This is a genomic window from Pseudomonas sp. BT76 TE3572 (assembly GCF_050435365.1).
GTDB classification, from domain to species: domain Bacteria; phylum Pseudomonadota; class Gammaproteobacteria; order Pseudomonadales; family Pseudomonadaceae; genus Aquipseudomonas; species Aquipseudomonas fluorescens_W.
The window spans coordinates 2,882,707-2,902,761 of record NZ_JBNDKE010000001.1 but is presented as its reverse complement, the minus strand read 5'-3'; the positions used below and the strand labels follow the sequence as shown (position 1 = coordinate 2,902,761).

Below are 20,055 nucleotides of genomic sequence, written 5' to 3'. Positions count from 1 at the left end.
CATCGCTCTATCGTCGACCGCTCTCAACCAACGGACGACGCGCAATGTTCTATCTCCTGCTGGCACTATTCGGCTGCATGACCGGCATCACCGCGGTGCTGTTCGGCTTCGGCGGCGGCTTCGTCGTCGTGCCATTGCTCTACCGCATACTCATGACCAGCCACGGCACAGACGACCCCGTCAGCCAATCGGCGATGCACATTGCTGTGGCAACCTCGACCTGCGTAATGATCGTCAACGCCACGATCGCCACCGGAAAACACCGCCGCGCGGGAAATCTCATTCGTCATTACCTGTGGCCATTGGGCGGGTTTATCGGCGTGGGCGCGGTAGTCGGCGCCGTAGCGGCGATGTGGGCAAGTGGCGAGGTGATTCGCTACGCCTTCATCGCCTACCTGAGCGTGACCATAGCGGATTGCCTGTTGCGACGCGGCTTTCTCACAGCGTCCGATTCCGTCATCCCACGGCGGTTGGGAAGGGCAGAAGTGTCTGGCGGCGGTGTAGGAATCGGCACCATCGCCACGTTTCTCGGCGTAGGCGGCAGCGTCATGACCGTGCCGTTATTGCGGCGTTGTGGGTTGAGCATGTCCCAGGCGACGTCCATGGCCAATCCGCTAAGTTTGCCCGTGGCGCTGGCCGGGACGCTGACTTACATGGCCATGGCCGGTTTCACCGAGTTTGATCTGGGGCCGTGGTTTGTCGGTTATGTGGATGTGCTGGCGTTTGCGGTGTTGACTGTGGGGTCGCTGGTGGGGATTCGGTTGGCTACGCCGTGGATTGGGCGGATACCGGATCGATCCCATGCGCGGGTGTATGTAGGTTTGCTGGTGGTGGTGATGATCAGCCTGTGCCTGAGTTAATCGCAGTTACTTCGCCTCCAACCCCGGCGCTTCCCGAATGATGAAGTGATCCAGGTTCTCAATATTCGCACTGAACACCCCGAACGTCTGCTCGGGGTTTTTCTTGCTCGGCACCTGCTTCAACTCCGGCGTCACGCCATAAAAGAAGCAATACAACTCCTTCCCGCTCTCACTGGCGTGCTTGATCTCTTCCAGAAACGCTTTGCGCTTGCGGTAGTTGTCGATCAGCTTTTTGCTCAGGTAAACATTGACTGAATAAGGCTTCTTCTTCGCCTCGTCCGCTTGCTTGAACCAGACCTTCTGTTCGAAATCGATGCGAAAGCTCTGCGTGTAATCCTTGATCTCCTTGATCTTGCCCCAGTAAATCAGCCCCTTGTTGTCTTGCAGATATTCGATCTTCTTAAAGAACGACCCATAAGGCGCCGTGTGCTCGCCAATCTTCAGCGGCATGCGCTTGAGCAACTCCTTGTCCTCGAAGTTCGACACAAAACACTCCACCGGATGGGCGAAGACACTGGTCTTGTCCGGTGCTGATTCGCGGCTCGGGTGTTCGACATTACTGGCCGCTGAAGGCGGTTTCGGATCGTCCCGCTTCACATCATCGGCCACCGCCGGGTTCGACGGCTTACGCACATACTCACGCCGCGTCAGCAACAACTCCGACGGAAAATGCTCCTCGCGACTGTCATCCGTTTCCGCACCGTCCGCATCCACACCTGACGCCGACGCCTTGAGACTGACATAAGGACAATCCACCACATGCCGGGTGCTGGGCGTGTTCTTGAAGTGCGGGGTGCGCACGTAATTCACGTTCTTGGCGTTGAACGTCGTCAACACATTCGCCACATCGAACGCCAAACGACAGGCATCGTTGGGGCATTGGAAGTGTTCCTTGGCGGAGTCGAACTCCATGGTTTCGTCGAAATTCAAATCGCGCACGTCATAGATCGACAGCTTGTCGTCGAGGCTGAGGCAGTAGGCGAGGTCGAATTTCATTGGGGGTAAGTCCTTTTGGTAAAGCGTCTAGTCGAGGTGGGTGGTGAGCATTTGGAGTTTTTCTTTGATGCGGTCGAGGTCTTTTAGCTCGCATTCCCAAATCACATCCACCCGCCAATCCATCAGTTTTAATCGATTGATGCATCGCTCGTCACGACTGGTGTTTATGTCGAACTTCTTTGCCCAGTAATCGGGGCGGGTTTTAGGTGTGGACGTATATTTGCACCCGTGTTGATGCCAAAAACAACCGTGAACAAACAGACATAGATGATGTTTGGGGAACACTAGATCGGGTGTTCCGGGCAGATCTCTTCGATGCAGCCGAAAGCGCAGCCCCATCGCATGGCACAAGGATCGAACAACCATCTCTGGTTTCGTGTTTTTGCCCTTTATCTGCGCCATGATTTTGGAGCGTTGTTCTGGTGTGAGTCTGTCAGCGCACATTTCAGATTTGCCTTCTCGACTGCCTTGCATCTTAGGAGAGCATGCTAACGGTGTTGCCGTTAGGTCAAGGTTAGTCTGGAGAACGGCTCGACCGCCTACTCTCGAATCAGTCGACCGATCTTCGAATACAGCGACTCTGTGTAATCGTGCCTATCATTCGAATGATGACAGCGCTGATGGCAGTTCGGGCACAGCGCTATGGCATTAGTGATGCGATCCGAACCTTTTTCGGCGAGTGGCCTTACATGGTGAACTTCTAGATAAGGCAGGCCAAGCTTTTGAAACGGAGCTGGCTCATCGCAGGCTTCACATTGGCCTTCTGCTTCGTTTCGAACCCAGGCCCTAACCTCGGGATCACGCACATACACCTTACCTAAGCTTGGCGCGCGTTTCGGTTTCAGGATGCCCTTCGGCGGTTCCTTAATCTTTTGCTTTTGAAGCGCAATGGCGCGACGTTCCAGGGTCTCGTCATCAGCGGTTGGAATGCACTCGTCGCCAGCCAAAATACCTCGGCCGGCAAGGACGTCGCGAATTGAGTTTTCGACATTCGAACCGACATGAGGTGCTGGCTTGTAACCATTGATGCGCTTTTTGCCCATCCGCTCCAGCACAGTTGAAATGTTTAGCATCCGGAACTCGATGGAGCTTTCGGTGCGCCCAGCCAAGGCGCCTGCTCGCAGAGTACGGTTTTCCTGGGCCTTGTTGAATTTCTGCCCGATCTTTTCGAGTTCCAACATTTTCAGGTAAGCGTCAACAGCTGCTTCGAGCTCGGTGACACTCCAATCGGTGTTGTTTGTTTCAATATCCATAAGATCGCCGAGGGTTGAAAACCCTCGGACGATACTGAGTGGCCATTACGATTGTCTACGAAAATTCCTACAGAAATAACCGACACAACGTTCAATCGATCGCTACAAAGGAGTAACGGTACTAACCCACTGAATGATTCGAAGACTGAAATACCTCTGCCACCTTCCGCCACCAAGGCTTAACCACCGGAACCCGCCGCCGCGTGCGATTTAACAGTAGACAAGGCATGTCACGCAGCCGAATCCAGCCTTCATCCTGCCAATGCAACAGACTCAACGACATCTCCGGCCAATCCAACAAGCTCAACATCGGTCGATCAGCGTTCTTCGACTGTCCCGCATCGCGCAAGGCCGTCACCACTTGATGTGTCAGCCACTCACGCAACAACCGGTTCCCTGGCGCGTAGTGATACACCAACAACGCATACACGCCGGACTCACTGAGCATCAACCGCTTCTCCGGTTGGCCGTGGCACTCAATCAGCAACGTATGCCGCTGATCCTCGTCCAGTTTGCTGACCACACGATCGTTCAAATGGAAGCCCATTAACCGACCGAGATCGCGGGCGCAGAACCATGGCTGGTTTTCAAGAAGGAGGGCGTGGAGGGGGAGCTTGTGGCGGGTGAAGATTGTAGGGGTGTAGGGGTCAATCATGGCAAGCCTCCGCAGATGGAAGCTCAAAGATGACGCGGCTAAAGCAGATTACCTTCGGAGAGAAGTAGAGATTTTTAGGCATATCCTTTACCTCTGTGTGATGTCAGCTTTCTTAGGGCTGGGTGCCGGGAGTTAAGAAACCCCACACAGAGGGCCGGACATATTCCCCTTTCGGGTCTTGTATTAGTCCACTCCCGGCATAACAGAGATTTTTTGATGCGCACGGAGAAACCGTAGGCACAAAAAAGCCGCTACTGTCGGGTGCGGTCAGTCCGCTGTGTGAGGTGTTTCTTAGGCACCATGGGCAAGAGACTATGAGCTCTCCACTCTCTGGTCAATACGTTTACTCGCCGATTTTCGGCCGAGGAAACCTCTAAATTTGTCTCCTTATCTTGTAGACAAAATGATGGCAAAGCAGTAGCGTTGGCCCGCTCGATATGGATGACAAAGTCTCGAGAAAAAAGCCGCGAGACTTCGCGAAAATTCCTACCTTAGATATTGTGCACCATAGGATTGCTACAAGGAGTGTGAGAATTCATGGGGACGCATAAGAATAAACTTCTCGATTGTTTTTGGCGGTTTATTGAAAGTGGTGTTGTTATCTTTAGGTTTGGGGATACATCACAGTTTACATAGTTATTTTATGTTGAAGTTCTGGGTCGTAGATCCTTGATCTCAATTGATTTTCGGTTGCGTGTGAATGTCTATTATGGGTGGCGAGGTAAAGATGCGTTTTATTGACGTTTTTGCGGGGTGTGGTGGTCTTTCCTTGGGGCTGCTGCAAGCTGGGATGTCTGGCGTCTTTGCTATCGAAAAAAATCCGATGGCATTTTCCACCCTTCAGCATAACTTGATAAATGGAAAAAAATTCCAATTTGATTGGCCGGAATGGCTTCCTCAAAAAGCAATGAGTTGTGAAGAACTTCTCTCTGAGTACTCAACTGAACTCGCAGAAATATCTGGAACGATTGATTTGTTAGTTGGTGGCCCACCTTGCCAAGGTTTTTCGACAGCTGGAAGGCGAAATCCATCTGATCCACGCAATCAAATGGCAGAGCAATATCTAAAGCTGGTTAGCATACTAAGACCCACCTATCTTGTGATTGAGAACGTCTCAGGATTCGCCTCAAGATTTAACGAAACTAAGAACAATGAGTTGAATGACAAGTTTAGTAAGGCTTCGTACGCCGAGTTTATTGTCGATAGTTTAGAAGGTTTAGGATATTCGGTGAGTTCTGGACTGGTCAATTGTTCAAATTTCGGCGTTCCCCAAAATCGACATAGATATTTGATAATTTGTTCGTTAAAGAAGTTGGCTGAACCATTGTTTGACAGTTTGATCGGATCTTCAAAGCAATTTTTGTCCAGTAAGAAGCTTAACCTCGATCGGCCCACCTCTGTATTTGAAGCTCTATCGGATTTGGAGATTGGAACTAAGCGGCTAATACCATCTGTAGATGGCGATAGATCAGGATTTGCTCAAATTGACTATGTTGAACCTGATGTTAAATCTAATTACTTGTCTTTAATGAGGGCTGGGAGTGATCTTGCGCCTAACAGTCTTCGATTGCCTAGGCATGCACCTGATACCATTGTTAATTTTAAGAGAATACAGATTGCATCAATTCCTGGGCGCTCGGTATCAAAAAGTGTACGAGAGAGTCTTGGTATAAAAAAACAAGCAATTACGGTGCTTGGAAGGAATCAACCCGCACCGACAGTAACGACCTTGCCTGATGACATAATTCATTATTCAGAAGCTAGGATTTTGACAGTTCGAGAATCCGCAAGGTTGCAATCTTTCCCTGATTGGTTTGAATTTCTAGGCAAATACACCACAGGGGGGGCACGTAGGAAACTTGATTGTCCTCGCTATACGCAAGTAGGTAATGCGGTCCCTCCTCTTCTGTCAGAAGCCATTGCTCAGGTCATTAAAGCAGCTTTCGACGATATTAGTCTTTGTAAGGACAAGAAAAATGCAGCTGAACTTTAAAGTCAGTCCGCAGTTAAAGTCTATTATCGGAAGAGATCTAATTACTGATGATTATGTTGCGATATTTGAATTAGTTAAAAATTCATATGACGCTCGTGCCACTAAGGTGCATATACACTTTTTTAGCGATTGTATTTATATCGTTGATAATGGCAAGGGGATGTCGTTTGAGGATATTGAGCATAAATGGCTTTATGTCGCTTATTCAGCGAAAAATGACGGTACTGAGGATGATGGAGCAACACAGCGTTATGCTGGAAGTAAAGGAGTGGGTCGATTTTCATGTGACCGGCTTGGCGTAAAGCTCTCTATGATGTCTAGAGCGCTTGATGGTGATTACGTATCTAGAGTGAGGGTTGATTGGGGAGATTTTGAAGACTCTTCTGTAGAGAATTTTGTTGATGTGCAAGTTGAGTATGATCGATTAGCGATTTTCAAACTGCCTAAAGCTGTGGAGCCTCCCAGTGGTACTGGTACAGTATTAAAAATTTACGAGCTTAGAGATGAATGGTCTCGGGATCGAATTTTAAGTTTGAAAAGTTCTTTGTCGAAGCTAATAAATCCATTCAATAGTACCTCTGAGACTTTTGGTATTGAGTTTCACTGCATTGAAGAGTTGTCCGAAGATGAGAGGTTGATTTCAGATTTTGACGGTGAACTCCCACCTAATGCGATAGTAAATAGTGCTGTCCAGAATTTTATATTTGAAACTCTTCAGAAAAAAACTACTTGGCTTTCGACTAAGATTATCGATGGTATGGTTGTGTCCGAGTTAATTGATAGGGGAGAGGTGCTGTATAAGGTGTCTGAGCCTAATCCTTATTTGGAGCTTGATGGCGCTGGTTTTGAATGTAATCTTTTTTATCTAAATAGATCTGCGAAAAGCACTTTTGCAAGACGGATGGGTATATCGTCAATTAACTTTGGCTCAGTTTTTTTGTTTAAAAATGGATTCCGGGTTTACCCTGTTGGAGATGATTCTGATGATACTTTTGGTATCGATAGACGGAAGCAGCAAGGTACGTCGCGGTATCTAGGGTCGCGTGATTTGCTCGGTCGGATAGATGTTCACGGTGATGACTCTAAGTTTAAAGAGTCCTCTAGCCGTGATAAGGGTTTGATTGAAACAAGTGCGTATGAGGAATTACTCGAGTGCTTCAAAAGGAAGTGCCTGTTACGACTGGAAAATTACGTTGTAGGTGTTACCTGGAAGTTTAAGTTTGATCATGATCTAGAGGACGCTTCATTTCTTGAGGGGCATGAAGCTAGAGCCAAAGCTTTGCAGGTGTTGTCGAAACTAACCAGCGTGCCCGATATTAAAGTTGAGTATTTTAATAAAGACCTTTTCGGAATCTTAAGCGATAGCATTTCCGACTTTCCTAGAGCCATGAACGATCTGGCAGCATTAGCTATGAAAGCCGGAGACGATTCTCTTCGAGTTAGGGCGCTTGAGGCTTTTAACAAGTTTCAGGCGCTTCAAGAGTCTGAGGCTGAAGCTATCCGTTTCGCCGAAAGAGAGAGAGAGGCACGTCATGTCGCTGAAAAGCTAGCAGCGAAGACAAAAAAGGCGCTAGAAACTGAGCGTTCAAAAAACCTTTTTCTTACATCTCTGAAAAGCCGTGATAAAGAGACTCTTGAGAATTTGCATCATCAAGTGATTATCTACGCTATTAGTGCTCATCATAGGCTCGAAGGAAGTATTGCAGACGTTAGAGACGGTCATGTAATTGATAGAGTTGAGCTGGAAAAATCTCTTGGCAATCTACTGCTTCTAAACAAAAAAATTATCGCGGCTTCAAGATTTGCAACATCTGCGAACTTTAAGTTGAACTCAAGTAAGATTACCGAGGATTTTACGAAGTACTTGGTGGAATATATTGAGAAGATATGTCCTATCTATATTCAGCGTATAAAAGCTGAAGTTTCCTCGGATGGAAAGTTGTTTGAGTTGGAGTTTTTTCCAATTGAAGTATCAATTATGATTGATAATTTAATTGAGAATGCAAAGAAAGCTAATGCATCTATTATTCGGTTTGATATAAGGCAGATGTCTTCTAATACATTGGAAATCCATGTGGAAGATGATGGTGATGGAATATCACAAGATATCGAAGATGTATCTCGAATTTTTGAGAAAGGCATTACTACCACTGACGGATCTGGCTTAGGTTTGTATCACGTTACAGAAGTTCTACAAGCATTGAAGGGTGCAATATCGGTAGCTAGCGGAAAGCTTTCCGGGGCGGCGTTTTTGATTAAGGTTAATAAATAATGGAAAACCAATACAGAGTGCTCTGGTTTGATGATCAGCTCGAGTATATAGAGGCTGTTGAGCACAAACTTAATCGAAAAGTCTCTCCTTATGGCTTGGAGTTGCACGCTAATAAAATATCATCTTTTGATAATGAGACTATCAATCCTATTTTGGATGAGTTAAGAAAAAATAGTAATTACGATATTATTTTGGTTGATTTTGATTTAGGTCAGCAGCACGAAACTGGTGCAACATTGCTCACAAAGTTGCGAAGATATTCTCAAGGTGAAGTCATTTTCTATAGCGCGAAGAAACCTCGTGAGCTTAGAGAAATATTGCTTGAGTTAGATATCGATGGGGTATTCTGTGTGAGTAGGGGCGTATCATTGGCAGATGATATTTTTTCCATCATAAAACCTACTTTTCACCGGCTTGCCCATCCCAACTATTTTCGGGGGATAGTGGTTGGGTCCGTAAGTGAAATGGATGAACTGCTCTCGGATATATTGTTGCGTATAGTAAAAAAATCTCGTTACATGACGGAGGAAGAGCTGAGAGGACTTGCAGTAGAAGGACTCAAAGATAGCATTGAGATGGGCGTTGATGCATTGGCCAAACAGGCGAGCAGACCAATAGATCGGTTCGTTTCTAAAGATTTGAATCTATACATTAAAGTGAATTTGATACTTCAGGTTTTAGATAGAATCGGAGATCGGTTGTCTGAGGATTGTTCTGAGGTTTTGAAGCGATTTAACGATGAGATTAATCAATATAGAATTCAGGCGGCTCATGTTGCGAACAGGGAAGTAAATGGTGCTCTGGTGTTCACTGGTAGAAACGAGAAGCCTTGGGACGTGCAAAAACTTAAGGAGATTCTCATCGCAATACGCAGTCACAAAGATAATCTAAATTCTATCTTGACCTTGGTTGATAAGGACTAGTTCTTCTATTTTTGAGTGGCCTGGACTTCAGAATATCTAAGTGTGGATAGATAATTTGAATTTCGAAGATTTATAAAAAAGCCCTGGATGGTCAGGGCTTTTTTACAACTGCACGATCAGATTGGAGATCGCTAGGGTTGCTTAAGATCAATCCCAGCTAAGCGCCCCACCAGTCTGATACTCAATAACCCGAGTCTCAAAGAAATTCTTCTCTTTCTTCAAGTCCATAATCTCGCTCATCCAAGGGAACGGGTTAGTCGTCCCTGGATACTCTTCCTTCAAACCGATCTGGCTCAAACGACGGTTAGCGATGAACTTCAGGTAGTCCTCCATCATCGCCGCGTTCATGCCCAACACGCCGCGAGGCATGGTGTCACGCGCGTATTCGATCTCCAGCTGAGTGCCCTGCAGAATCATCTGCGAAGCTTCTTCCTTCATCTCAGCATCCCACAAGTGCGGGTTTTCGATTTTGATCTGGTTGATCACGTCGATGCCGAAGTTCAGGTGCATGGATTCGTCGCGCAGGATGTATTGGAACTGCTCGGCGACGCCGGTCATTTTGTTGCGGCGGCCCATGGAGAGGATCTGGGTGAAGCCGCAGTAGAAGAAGATGCCTTCCAGAACGCAGTAGTAGGCGATCAGGTTGCGCAGCAGCTCTTTGTCGGTTTCGACGGTGCCGGTTTCGAACTTCGGATCGGAGATCGAACGGGTGTATTTCAGGCCCCAGGTGGCTTTCTTCGCGACCGATGGGATCTCGTGGTACATGTTGAAGATCTCGCCTTCATCCATGGCCAACGATTCGATGCAGTACTGGTAGGCGTGAGTGTGGATCGCCTCTTCGAACGCCTGGCGCAGGATGTACTGGCGGCATTCCGGGTTGGTGATCAGGCGGTACACGGCCAGGACCAGGTTGTTGGCAACCAGGGAGTCGGCGGTGGAGAAGAAGCCGAGGTTGCGCATGACGATGCGGCGCTCGTCGTCGGTCAGGCCTTCCGGGTCTTTCCAGAGGGCGATGTCGGCGGTCATGTTGACTTCTTGCGGCATCCAGTGGTTTGCGCAACCGTCCAGGTACTTCTGCCAGGCCCAGTCGTACTTGAATGGCACGAGTTGGTTGAGGTCGGCGCGGCAGTTGATCATGCGCTTTTCGTCGACAGCCACACGGGCGGAGGCGCCTTCGAGTTCGGCGAGGCCTTCGGCGATGTCGAGGTTGTCCAGGGCAGCTTTTGCACGGGCGATTGCGGCGGAGTCGGACGCGGTTACAGCGCGGGCTTCTTGAGCCGCGACGCCGCCAGCGGTGTCGAGGCGGTCCATGTTGGCTTCAGTTGCGTGCCCAGCGTTGGCGCCTTTTACAACGGTTTCGCCGCTGTCTTCTTTGTCGAATTCGTCCCAGCTCAGCATGACGTGTCGTCTCCTGCGTGAGGGCCAGATGCCCGTGTGAAAACTGATAGGTTGGTTTTTCACACGACCTTACTGGCCGCGTTGGATAGCGTTTTTTGCAGCGGTACACGCAGGCAAATAAACATAATTTTGTACGGGGTTCCGAGAGCCTCTGAGGGGCGCAGAAATCGGTGAAGACTTCGGCGTGGGCTTCAGACTGGCTGTTATCCCTGTAAGGGAATATTGCAGGCCCGTTTAAGGCGGCATTATAGGGAAATTTTTGCGCTCGTGGTGGGGCGAATCCGCGCATGGAGCGGACGAGAAGGCGGGTTTTTCGGTCGGAGCGAGGGTTTACAGGGCTTTGGCTGGATGTCACGGGTGCAGATTTTTTTTCATAAATTTTGGCGGGCAATTTTTTTGTTCAAAAAACAGCCAGAAAATCGCCTTTTTCACTACATGTTGTGTTTTGAGTCGGTTTTCGATGGCTCCAGACACAACTAAGCCCGACCGAGGTCGGGCTGTAAAGTCACGCTCGATGATCAGCTGAGGCGCGCTGCACCGACGTGGTCCGCACCATCGGCAGCGACTTTGGCAGCGCCGGTGTGATCAAAACCGTCAGAAGCGAGCTTGGCAGCGCCTGTGTGGTCGGAGCCATCGGAGGCAAAAGACGCCGAACCGGTGTGGTCGTAACCGTCAGAAGCGACAGCCGCTTGCGTGGTGTAAGCAGCCGACCCAGTGCGGTCGTAGCCATCAGCGGAGAAGGTGTTAGCGGCCAGGACGGAGAGGGTCAGGGCGAGGATCAGTTTGGTTTTCATGGTAGTGGCTCCAGGTTCGTTGGCGTTTTGTGCCTTGGGTGTGGAATTGATACTACGCCAGTAAATTTGATTAAAAAGCGCAAATAAACGCTTAATTCAATCGTTTTTATCGATATATAAGGTTCGGCGCTTCATCTGCCTTAATAGCGGGCGGGTGGGTCGAACCTTGGGAGAGTGAGAGCGGGTGATTAGCCGTTAGAGCAGCCGTTACCCATGACGCTGTAGCGCAGAATGTGGCGTTGGCCTTTGGAGTCGTCGTATTCCATTTTCGCCGGAACAACTTCGCACACATTCGGGATTTCGCTCATGGAGATAACTTTGGCGATGTCCAGATGAGTGGAGTAAGTGTATTCCTCGACGGCGGGTTGCTGCTGCGCGACATCAGTCGGGACCTCGTCTGCCATGGCTGTTGCGCACAGGCTGCTGAGGGCCAGAACTAATAAAGCTTTCATTTCAGATTTACCTTTTAGAGGTCGAATGGGGTCACGCAACCTTTTTGGGGTTGCGTGTAGAACTTAAGTACTGGTTTTGGATTAACTGCCTTCGTGGGGGCTGCAACTTGGTTAATCACGTTGCCTTGTTGGCGAGGCTGATTTTAGGCGTGGGGTTTACATTCATATAGGCGTGCTTTTGATAAACACTATTGGCAGATCCTGTAACAATCCTCGAAAAGCGACCTTTGGCTTGCTGATGAAGCCAATGTCATAAATGCCCAAAGCCCCTGAAATCACCGCTCTTGAGCATCTCGACGAGGTATAGCCACATTTTGTAGGGGCTTGTTACTACCATCGTCGAATGGTTCTATAGGCCCGGCCCGGCTACAACTGGGTCATACAAAAACAACTATTCCACCGAGGTAACAAAGATGAGTGCGGCTTCTCTGTATCCCGTTCGTCCCGAGGTTGCGGCCAACACGCTGACTGATGAGGCGACCTACAAGGCCATGTACCAGCAGTCCGTCGTTAATCCGGACGGCTTCTGGCGCGAGCAAGCCAAGCGCCTCGACTGGATCAAGCCTTTCACCACGGTGAAACAGACTTCCTTCGACGATCACCACGTCGACATCAAATGGTTCGCCGACGGCACCCTGAACGTTTCCTACAACTGCCTCGACCGTCATCTGGCCGAGCGCGGCGATCAAGTCGCGATTATTTGGGAAGGGGATGACCCAGCCGAAAGCCGCAACATCACCTATCGCGAGCTGCACGAACAAGTCTGCAAGTTCGCCAACGCCCTGCGTGGCCAGGATGTGCACCGCGGCGACGTGGTGACTATCTATATGCCGATGATTCCCGAAGCCGTGGTCGCCATGCTGGCCTGTACCCGGATCGGCGCGATTCACTCGGTGGTGTTCGGTGGTTTCTCCCCGGAAGCCCTGGCCGGTCGGATCATCGACTGCAAATCCAAAGTGGTGATCACTGCTGATGAAGGTGTTCGTGCCGGCAAGAAGGTCCCGCTCAAGTCCAACGTCGACGACGCGCTGACCAATCCGGAAACCAGCAGCATTCAGAAAGTCATCGTGTGCAAGCGCACCGGCGGCGACATCAAGTGGAACCAGCATCGCGATATCTGGTTCGAAGACCTGATGAAAGTAGCGGGCACTGTGTGCGCGCCGAAAGAAATGGGCGCTGAAGAAGCGCTGTTCATTCTTTATACCTCCGGTTCGACCGGCAAGCCGAAGGGTGTACAGCACACCACTGGCGGTTACCTGCTTTACGCCGCCATGACCCATGAGCGCGTGTTCGACTACCGCCCAGGCGAAGTCTACTGGTGCACCGCCGACGTCGGTTGGGTCACCGGCCACACTTATATCGTCTACGGCCCATTGGCCAACGGCGCGACCACCGTGCTGTTCGAAGGCGTGCCGAACTATCCGGACATCACCCGGGTGGCGAAGATCGTCGACAAGCACAAGGTCAACATCCTCTACACCGCGCCAACCGCGATCCGCGCGATGATGGCGTCGGGCAAAGCCGCCGTTGAAGGCGCTGATGGCAGCAGCTTGCGTCTGTTGGGTTCGGTCGGTGAGCCGATCAACCCGGAAGCGTGGGACTGGTACTACAAGAACGTCGGCCAATCCCGTTGCCCGATCGTCGACACCTGGTGGCAGACCGAAACCGGCGGCAACATGATGAGCCCGCTGCCGGGCGCTCATGGCCTCAAGCCGGGTTCGGCGGCACGTCCGTTCTTCGGCGTGGTGCCGGCACTGGTGGACAACCTGGGCAACATCCTCGAAGGCGTTGCCGAGGGCAACCTGGTGATTCTCGATTCGTGGCCAGGCCAGGCGCGCACGCTGTATGGCGACCATGACCGCTTCGTCGATACTTACTTCAAGACCTTCCGTGGCATGTACTTCACCGGTGACGGCGCGCGTCGCGATGAAGACGGTTACTACTGGATTACCGGTCGCGTGGATGACGTGCTCAACGTGTCCGGCCACCGCATGGGGACCGCCGAGATTGAAAGCGCGATGGTCGCCCACCCGAAAGTCGCCGAAGCGGCGGTGGTCGGTGTGCCGCACGACATCAAAGGGCAGGGCATTTATGTCTATGTCACGTTGATCGGTGGCGAAGAGCCGAGCGAGCAACTGCGTCTGGAACTGAAAAACTGGGTCCGTAAAGAGATTGGTCCGATTGCTTCGCCGGATGTCATCCAATGGGCGCCGGGCTTGCCGAAAACCCGTTCGGGCAAAATCATGCGCCGGATTCTGCGCAAGATTGCTACGGCCGAATACGATGGGTTGGGGGATATCTCCACCTTGGCGGATCCGGGTGTGGTGCAGCATTTGATTGATACGCACAAGACCATGAACGTTGCGTAAGTAGCGGCTCTTGAGTTGCCAAAGCCCCGCCAGGTGATGAGTCTGGTGGGGCTTTTTATTGCCTGTTGTTTTTGTGTGGGCAGTTCTGGCCTCATCGCGAGCAGGCTCACTCCTACAGGGAATTGAGGTGTGCCTGCAATCTGAGCCACCCCCGAAAACCCTGTAGGAGTGAGCCTGCTCGCGATGGCGATCTATCTGACACCAAATAAACAACTTCCAATAATTATCGGCTTCACCTGTAGGTGATTTCCCACTGTTACCCATCACCCTTCAAGTAACTGAATGTGTAACCGCTCGTTCCGATACGGGGCATTGGGAAACGCAAAGCCCCGTCATTCGGCCTCTATAGCCCGCTTTAAAAATAAGACACAACGCTGCGCTTGCCGGATTAGAAGGGTTTGCCAATAATAGGCCCGCAATTTGCAGCATAGATCGGTTCACTGTCTTTTGCTCTTGCATGAATTTGCAAGGCTGTCAACGCGCCCAAGTGGCTTTCTCGGTGCTTCTGTAATTAGTTGTCGCATTGAAGAAATATCGGCTTCGGGCCTGTCGTTAGAATGCCGATCACTCGCTCGTTGTTGCTCGCGTTGAAAAAAGCGCGCGATTCCTACAACGCAGCACCGCTTTGCGGTTCCACTCATTCGCATATTGGGCTGTCGCTCACTCTGCCGTTTTAGCCCTTTACCGATGGAGTCCCAAGATGAAGAAACTCGTGCTGCTTGGCGCCCTGGCACTGTCCGTGCTGTCCCTGCCGACATTCGCCGATGAAAAGCCTCTGAAAATTGGTATCGAAGCGGCTTACCCTCCGTTCGCTTCCAAAGCGCCGGACGGCAGCATCGTTGGTTTCGACTACGACATCGGCAACGCTCTGTGCGAAGAGATGAAGGTCAAGTGCGTCTGGGTCGAGCAAGAGTTCGACGGTCTGATCCCGGCACTCAAAGTGCGCAAGATCGACGCGATCCTGTCGTCCATGTCGATCACTGAAGACCGCAAGAAGTCCGTGGACTTCACCAACAAGTACTACAACACCCCGGCTCGCCTGGTCATGAAGGCCGGCACTCCAGTCAGCGACAGCCTGGCTGAGCTCAAGGGCAAGAACATCGGCGTGCAACGTGGTTCGATCCACGAGCGTTTCGCCCGTGAAGTCCTGGCCCCGCTGGGTGCCGAGATCAAGCCTTACGGTTCGCAGAACGAAATTTACCTCGACGTGGCTGCTGGCCGCCTCGACGGCACCGTGGCAGACGCTACGCTGCTGGATGACGGTTTCCTGAAAACCGACGCTGGCAAAGGCTTCGCCTTCGTTGGCCCGGCCTTCACCGACGTCAAATACTTCGGCGACGGCGTGGGTATCGCAGTTCGCAAGGGTGACGCGCTGAAAGACAAGGTCAACACCGCGATCACCGCCATTCGCGAGAACGGCAAGTACAAGCAAATCCAGGACAAATACTTCGCCTTCGATATCTACGGCAAGTAACACGTCCCGGCGACAAGTCCGAAATGGCGCAAGCAACAGGATCTCTGAGGTTTGCGCCATTTTTTCATCCCCCTTTTCGAGGACCTGAATCATGTTGAAAGGCTACGGGGCTGTCATCCTCGATGGCGCATGGCTGACGCTTCAGCTCGCCTTGTCGTCCATGGTCTTGGCCATTGTTCTGGGTCTGATCGGCGTTGCGCTGCGTCTGTCCCCGATTCGCTGGCTGGCCTGGCTGGGCGACCTGTATTCCACGGTGATCCGCGGGATTCCCGACCTGGTGCTGATCCTGCTGATTTTCTACGGTGGTCAGGACCTGCTCAACCGCGTCGCGCCGCTGCTCGGTTTTGACGAGTACATCGATCTCAACCCGTTGGCCGCCGGTATCGGCACCTTGGGCTTCATCTTCGGTGCGTACCTGTCGGAAACCTTCCGTGGTGCCTTCATGGCGATCCCGAAAGGTCAGGCAGAAGCCGGCATGGCGTACGGCATGAGCAGTTTTCAGGTGTTCTTCCGGGTGTTGGTGCCGCAGATGATTCGCCTGGCGATTCCGGGCTTCACCAACAACTGGCTGGTCCTGACCAAGGCCACCGCGCTGATTTCGGTGGTGGGTCTGCAAGACATGATGTTCAAGGCCAAGCAGGCGGCAGATGCCACCCGCGAGCCTTTCACCTTCTTCCTCGCAGTGGCGGCAATGTACCTGGTGATTACCAGCGTCTCGTTGTTGGCATTGCGTCACCTTGAGAAGCGCTACTCGGTAGGCGTAAGGGCGGCTGATCTATGATCTTCGACTACAACGTCATTTGGGAGGCCCTGCCGCTGTACTTCGGCGGCCTGGTGACCACCCTCAAATTGCTCGCGCTGTCGCTGTTTTTCGGCCTGCTGTGCGCCTTGCCGCTGGGCTTGATGCGCGTCTCGAAAAACGCGGCCGTCAACATGAGCGCCTGGCTCTACACCTACGTGATCCGCGGCACACCGATGCTGGTGCAGCTGTTCTTGATCTACTACGGTCTGGCGCAGTTCGAAGCGGTACGTGAAAGCTTCCTCTGGCCGTGGCTGTCCAGCGCGACGTTCTGTGCGTGCCTGGCCTTCGCGATCAACACCAGTGCCTACACCGCTGAAATCATCGCCGGCAGCCTGCGCGCCACACCGAACGGTGAGATCGAAGCGGCCAAGGCAATGGGGATGTCGCGCTACAAAATGTACAAGCGCATCCTGCTGCCGTCGGCCCTGCGCCGGGCGTTGCCGCAGTACAGCAACGAAGTGATCATGATGCTGCAGACCACCAGTCTGGCGTCCATCGTGACCCTGATCGACATCACCGGTGCCGCACGCACGGTCAACGCGCAGTTCTACCTGCCGTTCGAAGCCTACATCACCGCAGGCGTGTTCTACCTGTGCCTGACGTTCATTCTGGTGCGGATGTTCAAACTGGCCGAGCGCCGCTGGCTGGGCTATCTGGCCCCGCGGAAGCACTGATATGGAACGCATCGATCATTCATTGCCGTGGAACCACTTGGGCAGCGAACGCCAGATTTCGGTGTTCCGCTTCGGCAGTGGCGAGCGTAAGGCCTACATTCAGGCCAGCCTGCACGCCGATGAATTGCCGGGGATGCGCGTGGCCTGGGAGCTGAAGAAGCGCCTGACCGAACTCGAAGCCCAAGGCTTGCTCAACGGTGTGATCGAACTGGTGCCTGTGGCCAATCCACTGGGCCTCAGTCAACTGCTGCAAGGCAATCATCAAGGGCGTTTTGAGGCGGGCAGCGGCAAGAACTTCAACCGGGATTTCGTCGAGCTGAGCGCGCCAGTGGCCGCCGAGCTGGAAGGGCACCTGGGTGATGATCCGCACGCCAATATTCAGCTGATCCGTCAGGCCATGAGCGATGCGTTGGCTGCATTGCCGCCAGCCGCCAGTCAGTTGCAAGGCATGCAGCGCATTTTGCTCAGCCATGCCTGCACCGCTGATGTGGTGCTGGATCTGCATTGCGATGCCGAAGCGGCGCTGCACATGTACGCCTTGCCGCAACACTGGCCGCAATGGCGTTCGTTGGCCGCGCACCTGGATGTGAAGGTGGGGTTGTTGGCGGAAGATTCCGGCGGCAGTTCCTTCGACGAAGCCTGTTCGCTGCCGTGGTTGCGTCTGTCGCGTCTGTTTCCTGATGCGCAGATTCCCTTGGCCTGCCTGGCGACTACCATTGAATTAGGTGGTCAAGCCGATACCGGTCGCGCTGAAGCCTGCGCTTACGCCGAAGGCATTCTGGCGTTCCTCGCCGAGCAAGGCTTGATCAGCGGTGAATGGCCAAAACCGGCGCAAGACGCTTGCGAAGGCATGCCGTTCGAAGGCACCGAATTGCTGTTTGCGCCACACCCTGGCGTGATCAGTTTCTTGCGTAAACCCGGTGAATGGATTGAAGCCGGCGATGAGATTTTCGAAGTGATCGATCCGTTATCGGATCGGGTCAGCACGGTGTGTGCTGGTACGTCCGGGGTGCTGTTTGCCATTGAACGGCTGCGTTATGCCCAACCCGGTTTCTGGCTGGCCAAGGTGGCGGGGCGCGAAGCGCTGCGTCACGGGCGCTTGCTCAACGACTGACTGACTGTTTTTGTGAGAACCGACCGCATGTACAAACTTGAAGTCCAAGACCTGCATAAACGCTATGGCAGTCACGAAGTGCTCAAGGGCGTGTCCCTGAAAGCGGCGGCTGGCGATGTGATCAGCATCATCGGCTCCAGTGGCTCCGGCAAAAGTACCTTCCTGCGTTGCATCAACCTGCTGGAGCAGCCGCACGCGGGCAAGATTCTGCTCAACAACGAAGAGCTGAAACTGGTCGCCAACAAGGACGGCGCGCTGAAGGCGGCCGACCCGAAACAGCTGCAACGCATGCGTTCGCGCCTGTCGATGGTGTTCCAGCATTTCAACCTGTGGTCGCACATGACCGCGCTGGAAAACATCATGGAAGCGCCGGTCCACGTGCTAGGCATGTCCAAGGCCGAAGCCCGCGAGAAGGCCGAGCACTACCTGAACAAGGTCGGTGTGGCTCATCGTAAAGATGCTTACCCGGGCCATATGTCCGGCGGCGAGCAGCAGCGTGTGGCGATTGCCCGTGCGCTGGCGATGGAACCTGAGGTGATGCTGTTCGACGAACCGACGTCGGCGCTCGACCCGGAACTGGTTGGCGACGTGCTGAAAGTCATGCAGGCCCTGGCGCTGGAAGGCCGGACCATGGTGGTGGTGACGCACGAAATGGGCTTCGCCCGTGAAGTGTCGAACCAGCTGGTGTTCCTGCACAAAGGTGTCGTCGAAGAAAGCGGCAACCCGCGTGAGGTACTGGTCAATCCACAGTCCGAACGTTTGCAACAATTCCTCTCGGGCAGCCTGAAGTAATCAAGACTGCCGTTGTGCACCGGGATAGTGCATGCTTCGCAACCTAGAGGCCGGCCCCAACCCTTTGTAGGAGCTGCCGAAGGCTGCGATCTTTTGACTTTGATTTTCAAGATCAAAAGATCGCAGCCTCGTTTCACTCGACAGCTCCTACAGTTGATCTGTGCCGGTTTTGAGATTTGTGTTCGTTTCCGGGCTAGCATTGGCCCATGCCTTCATCACTGTTCTTCGCTTCGGATCGCTCACCCATGACTGCCCATCGAATTGGTTTCCTGATTTGGCCCAGCACTAAAGCACTGACGCTTGCGCTGGCTGAGGAGGCCTTGCGTGTTGCCCAGCGTGTGCATCCGGACGTTGTCTACGAACTGTCGTTTTTGCAGGCCGAACCGCCGACCGAAGGCGCCTGGCAATTACCGGGTGAACCGTGGGCCGGCAAGCTCGAAAACTTCCAGAAACTGTTCCTGCTCGCCGATGAGCCGCCGACCGCACTTGCGCCGGCGCTCAGCAGTTCGCTGAAACAATTGGTGCGTGCTGGCTGCGTGATCGGTGGTTTGTCTGCCGGTGTTTACCCGTTGGCCCAACTGGGTTTGCTCGACGGTTATCGTGCTGCCGTGCATTGGCGCTGGCAGGACGATTTCACCGAACGCTTCCCGAAAGTCATCGCCACCAGTCACCTGTTCGACTGGGATCGCGATCGCCTGACCGCGTGCGGCGGCTTGTCGGTACTCGACTTGCTGCTCGCCGTGCTGGCCCGTGATCACGGCGCAGAACTGGCCGGCGCGGTGTCGGAAGAACTGGTGGTCGAGCGCATCCGTGAGGGCGGCGAACGCCAACGAATTCCGCTGCAGAACCGTCTCGGTTCCAGCCATCCGAAGCTCACGCAAGCCGTGTTGCTGATGGAAGCCAACATCGAAGAGCCACTGACCACCGACGAAATCGCCCAGCATGTGTGCGTGTCCCGTCGGCAGTTAGAGCGGATCTTCAAGCAATACCTCAACCGTGTGCCGAGCCAGTACTACCTGGAACTGCGCCTGAACAAGGCCCGGCAGATGCTGATGCAAACCAGCAAGTCGATCATCCAGATTGGCCTGTCGTGTGGCTTCTCTTCAGGGCCGCATTTCTCCAGCGCCTACCGCAACTTCTTCGGTGCCACGCCGCGGGAAGATCGCAACCAGCGGCGCAGCAGCAGCCCGTTCGAATTGTCGTCGGTGCCGTCGGAGCGTGGGTGACTGAGCAA

General features: G+C 52.8%; 18 protein-coding genes. 11 read left to right on the top strand and 7 right to left on the bottom strand.

The window, feature by feature from the left end:
* Positions 1–44: 44 nt before the first annotated feature.
* Positions 45–860 (top strand): sulfite exporter TauE/SafE family protein, encoded by an 816-nt coding sequence (locus tag ABH912_RS13320; protein ID WP_429510864.1) that lies wholly within the window; start codon positions 45–47, stop codon positions 858–860.
* Positions 861–866: 6 nt separating this feature from the next.
* On the opposite strand, the gene ABH912_RS13315 is transcribed toward ABH912_RS13320, so the two are convergent.
* From ABH912_RS13315 to ABH912_RS13300, 4 genes are all read right to left on the bottom strand, one after another.
* A complete protein-coding gene (locus ABH912_RS13315; RefSeq protein ID WP_429510863.1) occupies positions 867–1,856 on the bottom strand; it encodes a hypothetical protein in 990 nt (329 codons plus the stop codon).
* Positions 1,857–1,883: 27 nt separating this feature from the next.
* On the bottom strand, positions 1,884–2,300 hold the full coding sequence (locus tag ABH912_RS13310) for a very short patch repair endonuclease (protein ID WP_429513104.1): 417 nt from the start codon (positions 2,298–2,300) through the stop codon (positions 1,884–1,886).
* A 95-nt stretch (positions 2,301–2,395) separates the two neighbouring features.
* Positions 2,396–3,109, bottom strand: coding sequence for an HNH endonuclease (locus ABH912_RS13305; RefSeq protein ID WP_429510862.1), 714 nt, complete (start codon positions 3,107–3,109; stop codon positions 2,396–2,398).
* 121 nt (positions 3,110–3,230) lie between these two features.
* The gene (locus tag ABH912_RS13300; RefSeq protein WP_429510861.1) at positions 3,231–3,764 is read right to left on the bottom strand and encodes a BRO-N domain-containing protein; all 534 of its coding nucleotides are present in this window, start codon (positions 3,762–3,764) and stop codon (positions 3,231–3,233) included.
* Positions 3,765–4,491: 727 nt separating this feature from the next.
* Between ABH912_RS13300 and ABH912_RS13295 the strand changes: the two genes are divergently transcribed.
* From ABH912_RS13295 to ABH912_RS13285, 3 genes are read left to right on the top strand one after another with little or no spacing between them, the layout of a single operon-like run.
* Positions 4,492–5,757: a DNA cytosine methyltransferase gene (locus tag ABH912_RS13295; protein ID WP_429510860.1), complete on the top strand. Its 1,266-nt coding sequence runs from the start codon at positions 4,492–4,494 to the stop codon at positions 5,755–5,757.
* Positions 5,741–8,029 (top strand): ATP-binding protein, encoded by a 2,289-nt coding sequence (locus tag ABH912_RS13290; protein ID WP_429510859.1) that lies wholly within the window; start codon positions 5,741–5,743, stop codon positions 8,027–8,029. The genes ABH912_RS13295 and ABH912_RS13290 overlap by 17 nt, the downstream gene beginning before the upstream one ends.
* Positions 8,029–8,952: a hypothetical protein gene (locus tag ABH912_RS13285; protein ID WP_429510858.1), complete on the top strand. Its 924-nt coding sequence runs from the start codon at positions 8,029–8,031 to the stop codon at positions 8,950–8,952. The genes ABH912_RS13290 and ABH912_RS13285 overlap by 1 nt, the downstream gene beginning before the upstream one ends.
* Positions 8,953–9,099: 147 nt before the next feature.
* Here the strand turns inward: ABH912_RS13285 and ABH912_RS13280 are convergent, their stop codons facing one another.
* The 3 genes from ABH912_RS13280 to ABH912_RS13270 form a co-directional block, all read right to left on the bottom strand.
* The gene (locus ABH912_RS13280; protein ID WP_008034875.1) at positions 9,100–10,350 is read right to left on the bottom strand and encodes a ribonucleotide-diphosphate reductase subunit beta; all 1,251 of its coding nucleotides are present in this window, start codon (positions 10,348–10,350) and stop codon (positions 9,100–9,102) included.
* A gap of 518 nt (positions 10,351–10,868) precedes the next feature.
* Positions 10,869–11,144, bottom strand: a complete 276-nt coding sequence (locus ABH912_RS13275) for a hypothetical protein (protein ID WP_429510857.1) — start codon at positions 11,142–11,144, stop codon at positions 10,869–10,871.
* A 188-nt stretch (positions 11,145–11,332) separates the two neighbouring features.
* Positions 11,333–11,596: a DUF2790 domain-containing protein gene (locus tag ABH912_RS13270; protein ID WP_008145979.1), complete on the bottom strand. Its 264-nt coding sequence runs from the start codon at positions 11,594–11,596 to the stop codon at positions 11,333–11,335.
* 413 nt (positions 11,597–12,009) lie between these two features.
* Between ABH912_RS13270 and acs the strand changes: the two genes are divergently transcribed.
* The 7 genes from acs (at position 12,010) to argR (ending at position 20,047) form a co-directional block, all read left to right on the top strand.
* Entirely contained in the window at positions 12,010–13,965 is a 1,956-nt protein-coding gene (gene acs / locus ABH912_RS13265; RefSeq protein ID WP_429510856.1) for an acetate--CoA ligase, read from the top strand.
* Between the two features lie 700 nt (positions 13,966–14,665).
* The gene (locus ABH912_RS13260) at positions 14,666–15,439 is read left to right on the top strand and encodes an ABC transporter substrate-binding protein (RefSeq protein WP_033056745.1); all 774 of its coding nucleotides are present in this window, start codon (positions 14,666–14,668) and stop codon (positions 15,437–15,439) included.
* Positions 15,440–15,530: 91 nt separating this feature from the next.
* Entirely contained in the window at positions 15,531–16,220 is a 690-nt protein-coding gene (locus ABH912_RS13255) for an ABC transporter permease (RefSeq protein WP_033056744.1), read from the top strand.
* Positions 16,217–16,915: an ABC transporter permease gene (locus ABH912_RS13250; RefSeq protein ID WP_008154328.1), complete on the top strand. Its 699-nt coding sequence runs from the start codon at positions 16,217–16,219 to the stop codon at positions 16,913–16,915. Before ABH912_RS13255 ends, ABH912_RS13250 begins: the two co-directional genes overlap by 4 nt.
* Before the next feature lies 1 nt (position 16,916).
* A complete protein-coding gene (locus ABH912_RS13245) occupies positions 16,917–18,029 on the top strand; it encodes a M14 family metallopeptidase (protein WP_429510855.1) in 1,113 nt (370 codons plus the stop codon).
* A 27-nt stretch (positions 18,030–18,056) separates the two neighbouring features.
* Positions 18,057–18,821 carry an ABC transporter ATP-binding protein gene (locus ABH912_RS13240; protein ID WP_008154324.1) on the top strand — a complete coding sequence of 255 codons (765 nt, stop codon included), beginning with the start codon at positions 18,057–18,059 and terminating at the stop codon, positions 18,819–18,821.
* A 245-nt stretch (positions 18,822–19,066) separates the two neighbouring features.
* Positions 19,067–20,047: a transcriptional regulator ArgR gene (gene argR / locus ABH912_RS13235; RefSeq protein ID WP_429510854.1), complete on the top strand. Its 981-nt coding sequence runs from the start codon at positions 19,067–19,069 to the stop codon at positions 20,045–20,047.
* The last annotated feature ends 8 nt before the right edge of the window (positions 20,048–20,055 follow it).

Bases quoted from the DNA above. Each gene is read 5' to 3' on its own strand.
- ABH912_RS13320 (WP_429510864.1), top strand. From the start codon at position 45: ATGTTCTATCTCCTGCTGGCACTATTCGGCTGCATGACCGGCATCACC.
- ABH912_RS13315 (WP_429510863.1), bottom strand. From the start codon at position 1,856: ATGAAATTCGACCTCGCCTACTGCCTCAGCCTCGACGACAAGCTGTCG.
- ABH912_RS13310 (WP_429513104.1), bottom strand. From the start codon at position 2,300: ATGTGCGCTGACAGACTCACACCAGAACAACGCTCCAAAATCATGGCG.
- ABH912_RS13305 (WP_429510862.1), bottom strand. From the start codon at position 3,109: ATGGATATTGAAACAAACAACACCGATTGGAGTGTCACCGAGCTCGAA.
- ABH912_RS13300 (WP_429510861.1), bottom strand. From the start codon at position 3,764: ATGATTGACCCCTACACCCCTACAATCTTCACCCGCCACAAGCTCCCC.
- ABH912_RS13295 (WP_429510860.1), top strand. From the start codon at position 4,492: ATGCGTTTTATTGACGTTTTTGCGGGGTGTGGTGGTCTTTCCTTGGGG.
- ABH912_RS13290 (WP_429510859.1), top strand. From the start codon at position 5,741: ATGCAGCTGAACTTTAAAGTCAGTCCGCAGTTAAAGTCTATTATCGGA.
- ABH912_RS13285 (WP_429510858.1), top strand. From the start codon at position 8,029: ATGGAAAACCAATACAGAGTGCTCTGGTTTGATGATCAGCTCGAGTAT.
- ABH912_RS13280 (WP_008034875.1), bottom strand. From the start codon at position 10,350: ATGCTGAGCTGGGACGAATTCGACAAAGAAGACAGCGGCGAAACCGTT.
- ABH912_RS13275 (WP_429510857.1), bottom strand. From the start codon at position 11,144: ATGAAAACCAAACTGATCCTCGCCCTGACCCTCTCCGTCCTGGCCGCT.
- ABH912_RS13270 (WP_008145979.1), bottom strand. From the start codon at position 11,596: ATGAAAGCTTTATTAGTTCTGGCCCTCAGCAGCCTGTGCGCAACAGCC.
- acs (WP_429510856.1), top strand. From the start codon at position 12,010: ATGAGTGCGGCTTCTCTGTATCCCGTTCGTCCCGAGGTTGCGGCCAAC.
- ABH912_RS13260 (WP_033056745.1), top strand. From the start codon at position 14,666: ATGAAGAAACTCGTGCTGCTTGGCGCCCTGGCACTGTCCGTGCTGTCC.
- ABH912_RS13255 (WP_033056744.1), top strand. From the start codon at position 15,531: ATGTTGAAAGGCTACGGGGCTGTCATCCTCGATGGCGCATGGCTGACG.
- ABH912_RS13250 (WP_008154328.1), top strand. From the start codon at position 16,217: ATGATCTTCGACTACAACGTCATTTGGGAGGCCCTGCCGCTGTACTTC.
- ABH912_RS13245 (WP_429510855.1), top strand. From the start codon at position 16,917: ATGGAACGCATCGATCATTCATTGCCGTGGAACCACTTGGGCAGCGAA.
- ABH912_RS13240 (WP_008154324.1), top strand. From the start codon at position 18,057: ATGTACAAACTTGAAGTCCAAGACCTGCATAAACGCTATGGCAGTCAC.
- argR (WP_429510854.1), top strand. From the start codon at position 19,067: ATGACTGCCCATCGAATTGGTTTCCTGATTTGGCCCAGCACTAAAGCA.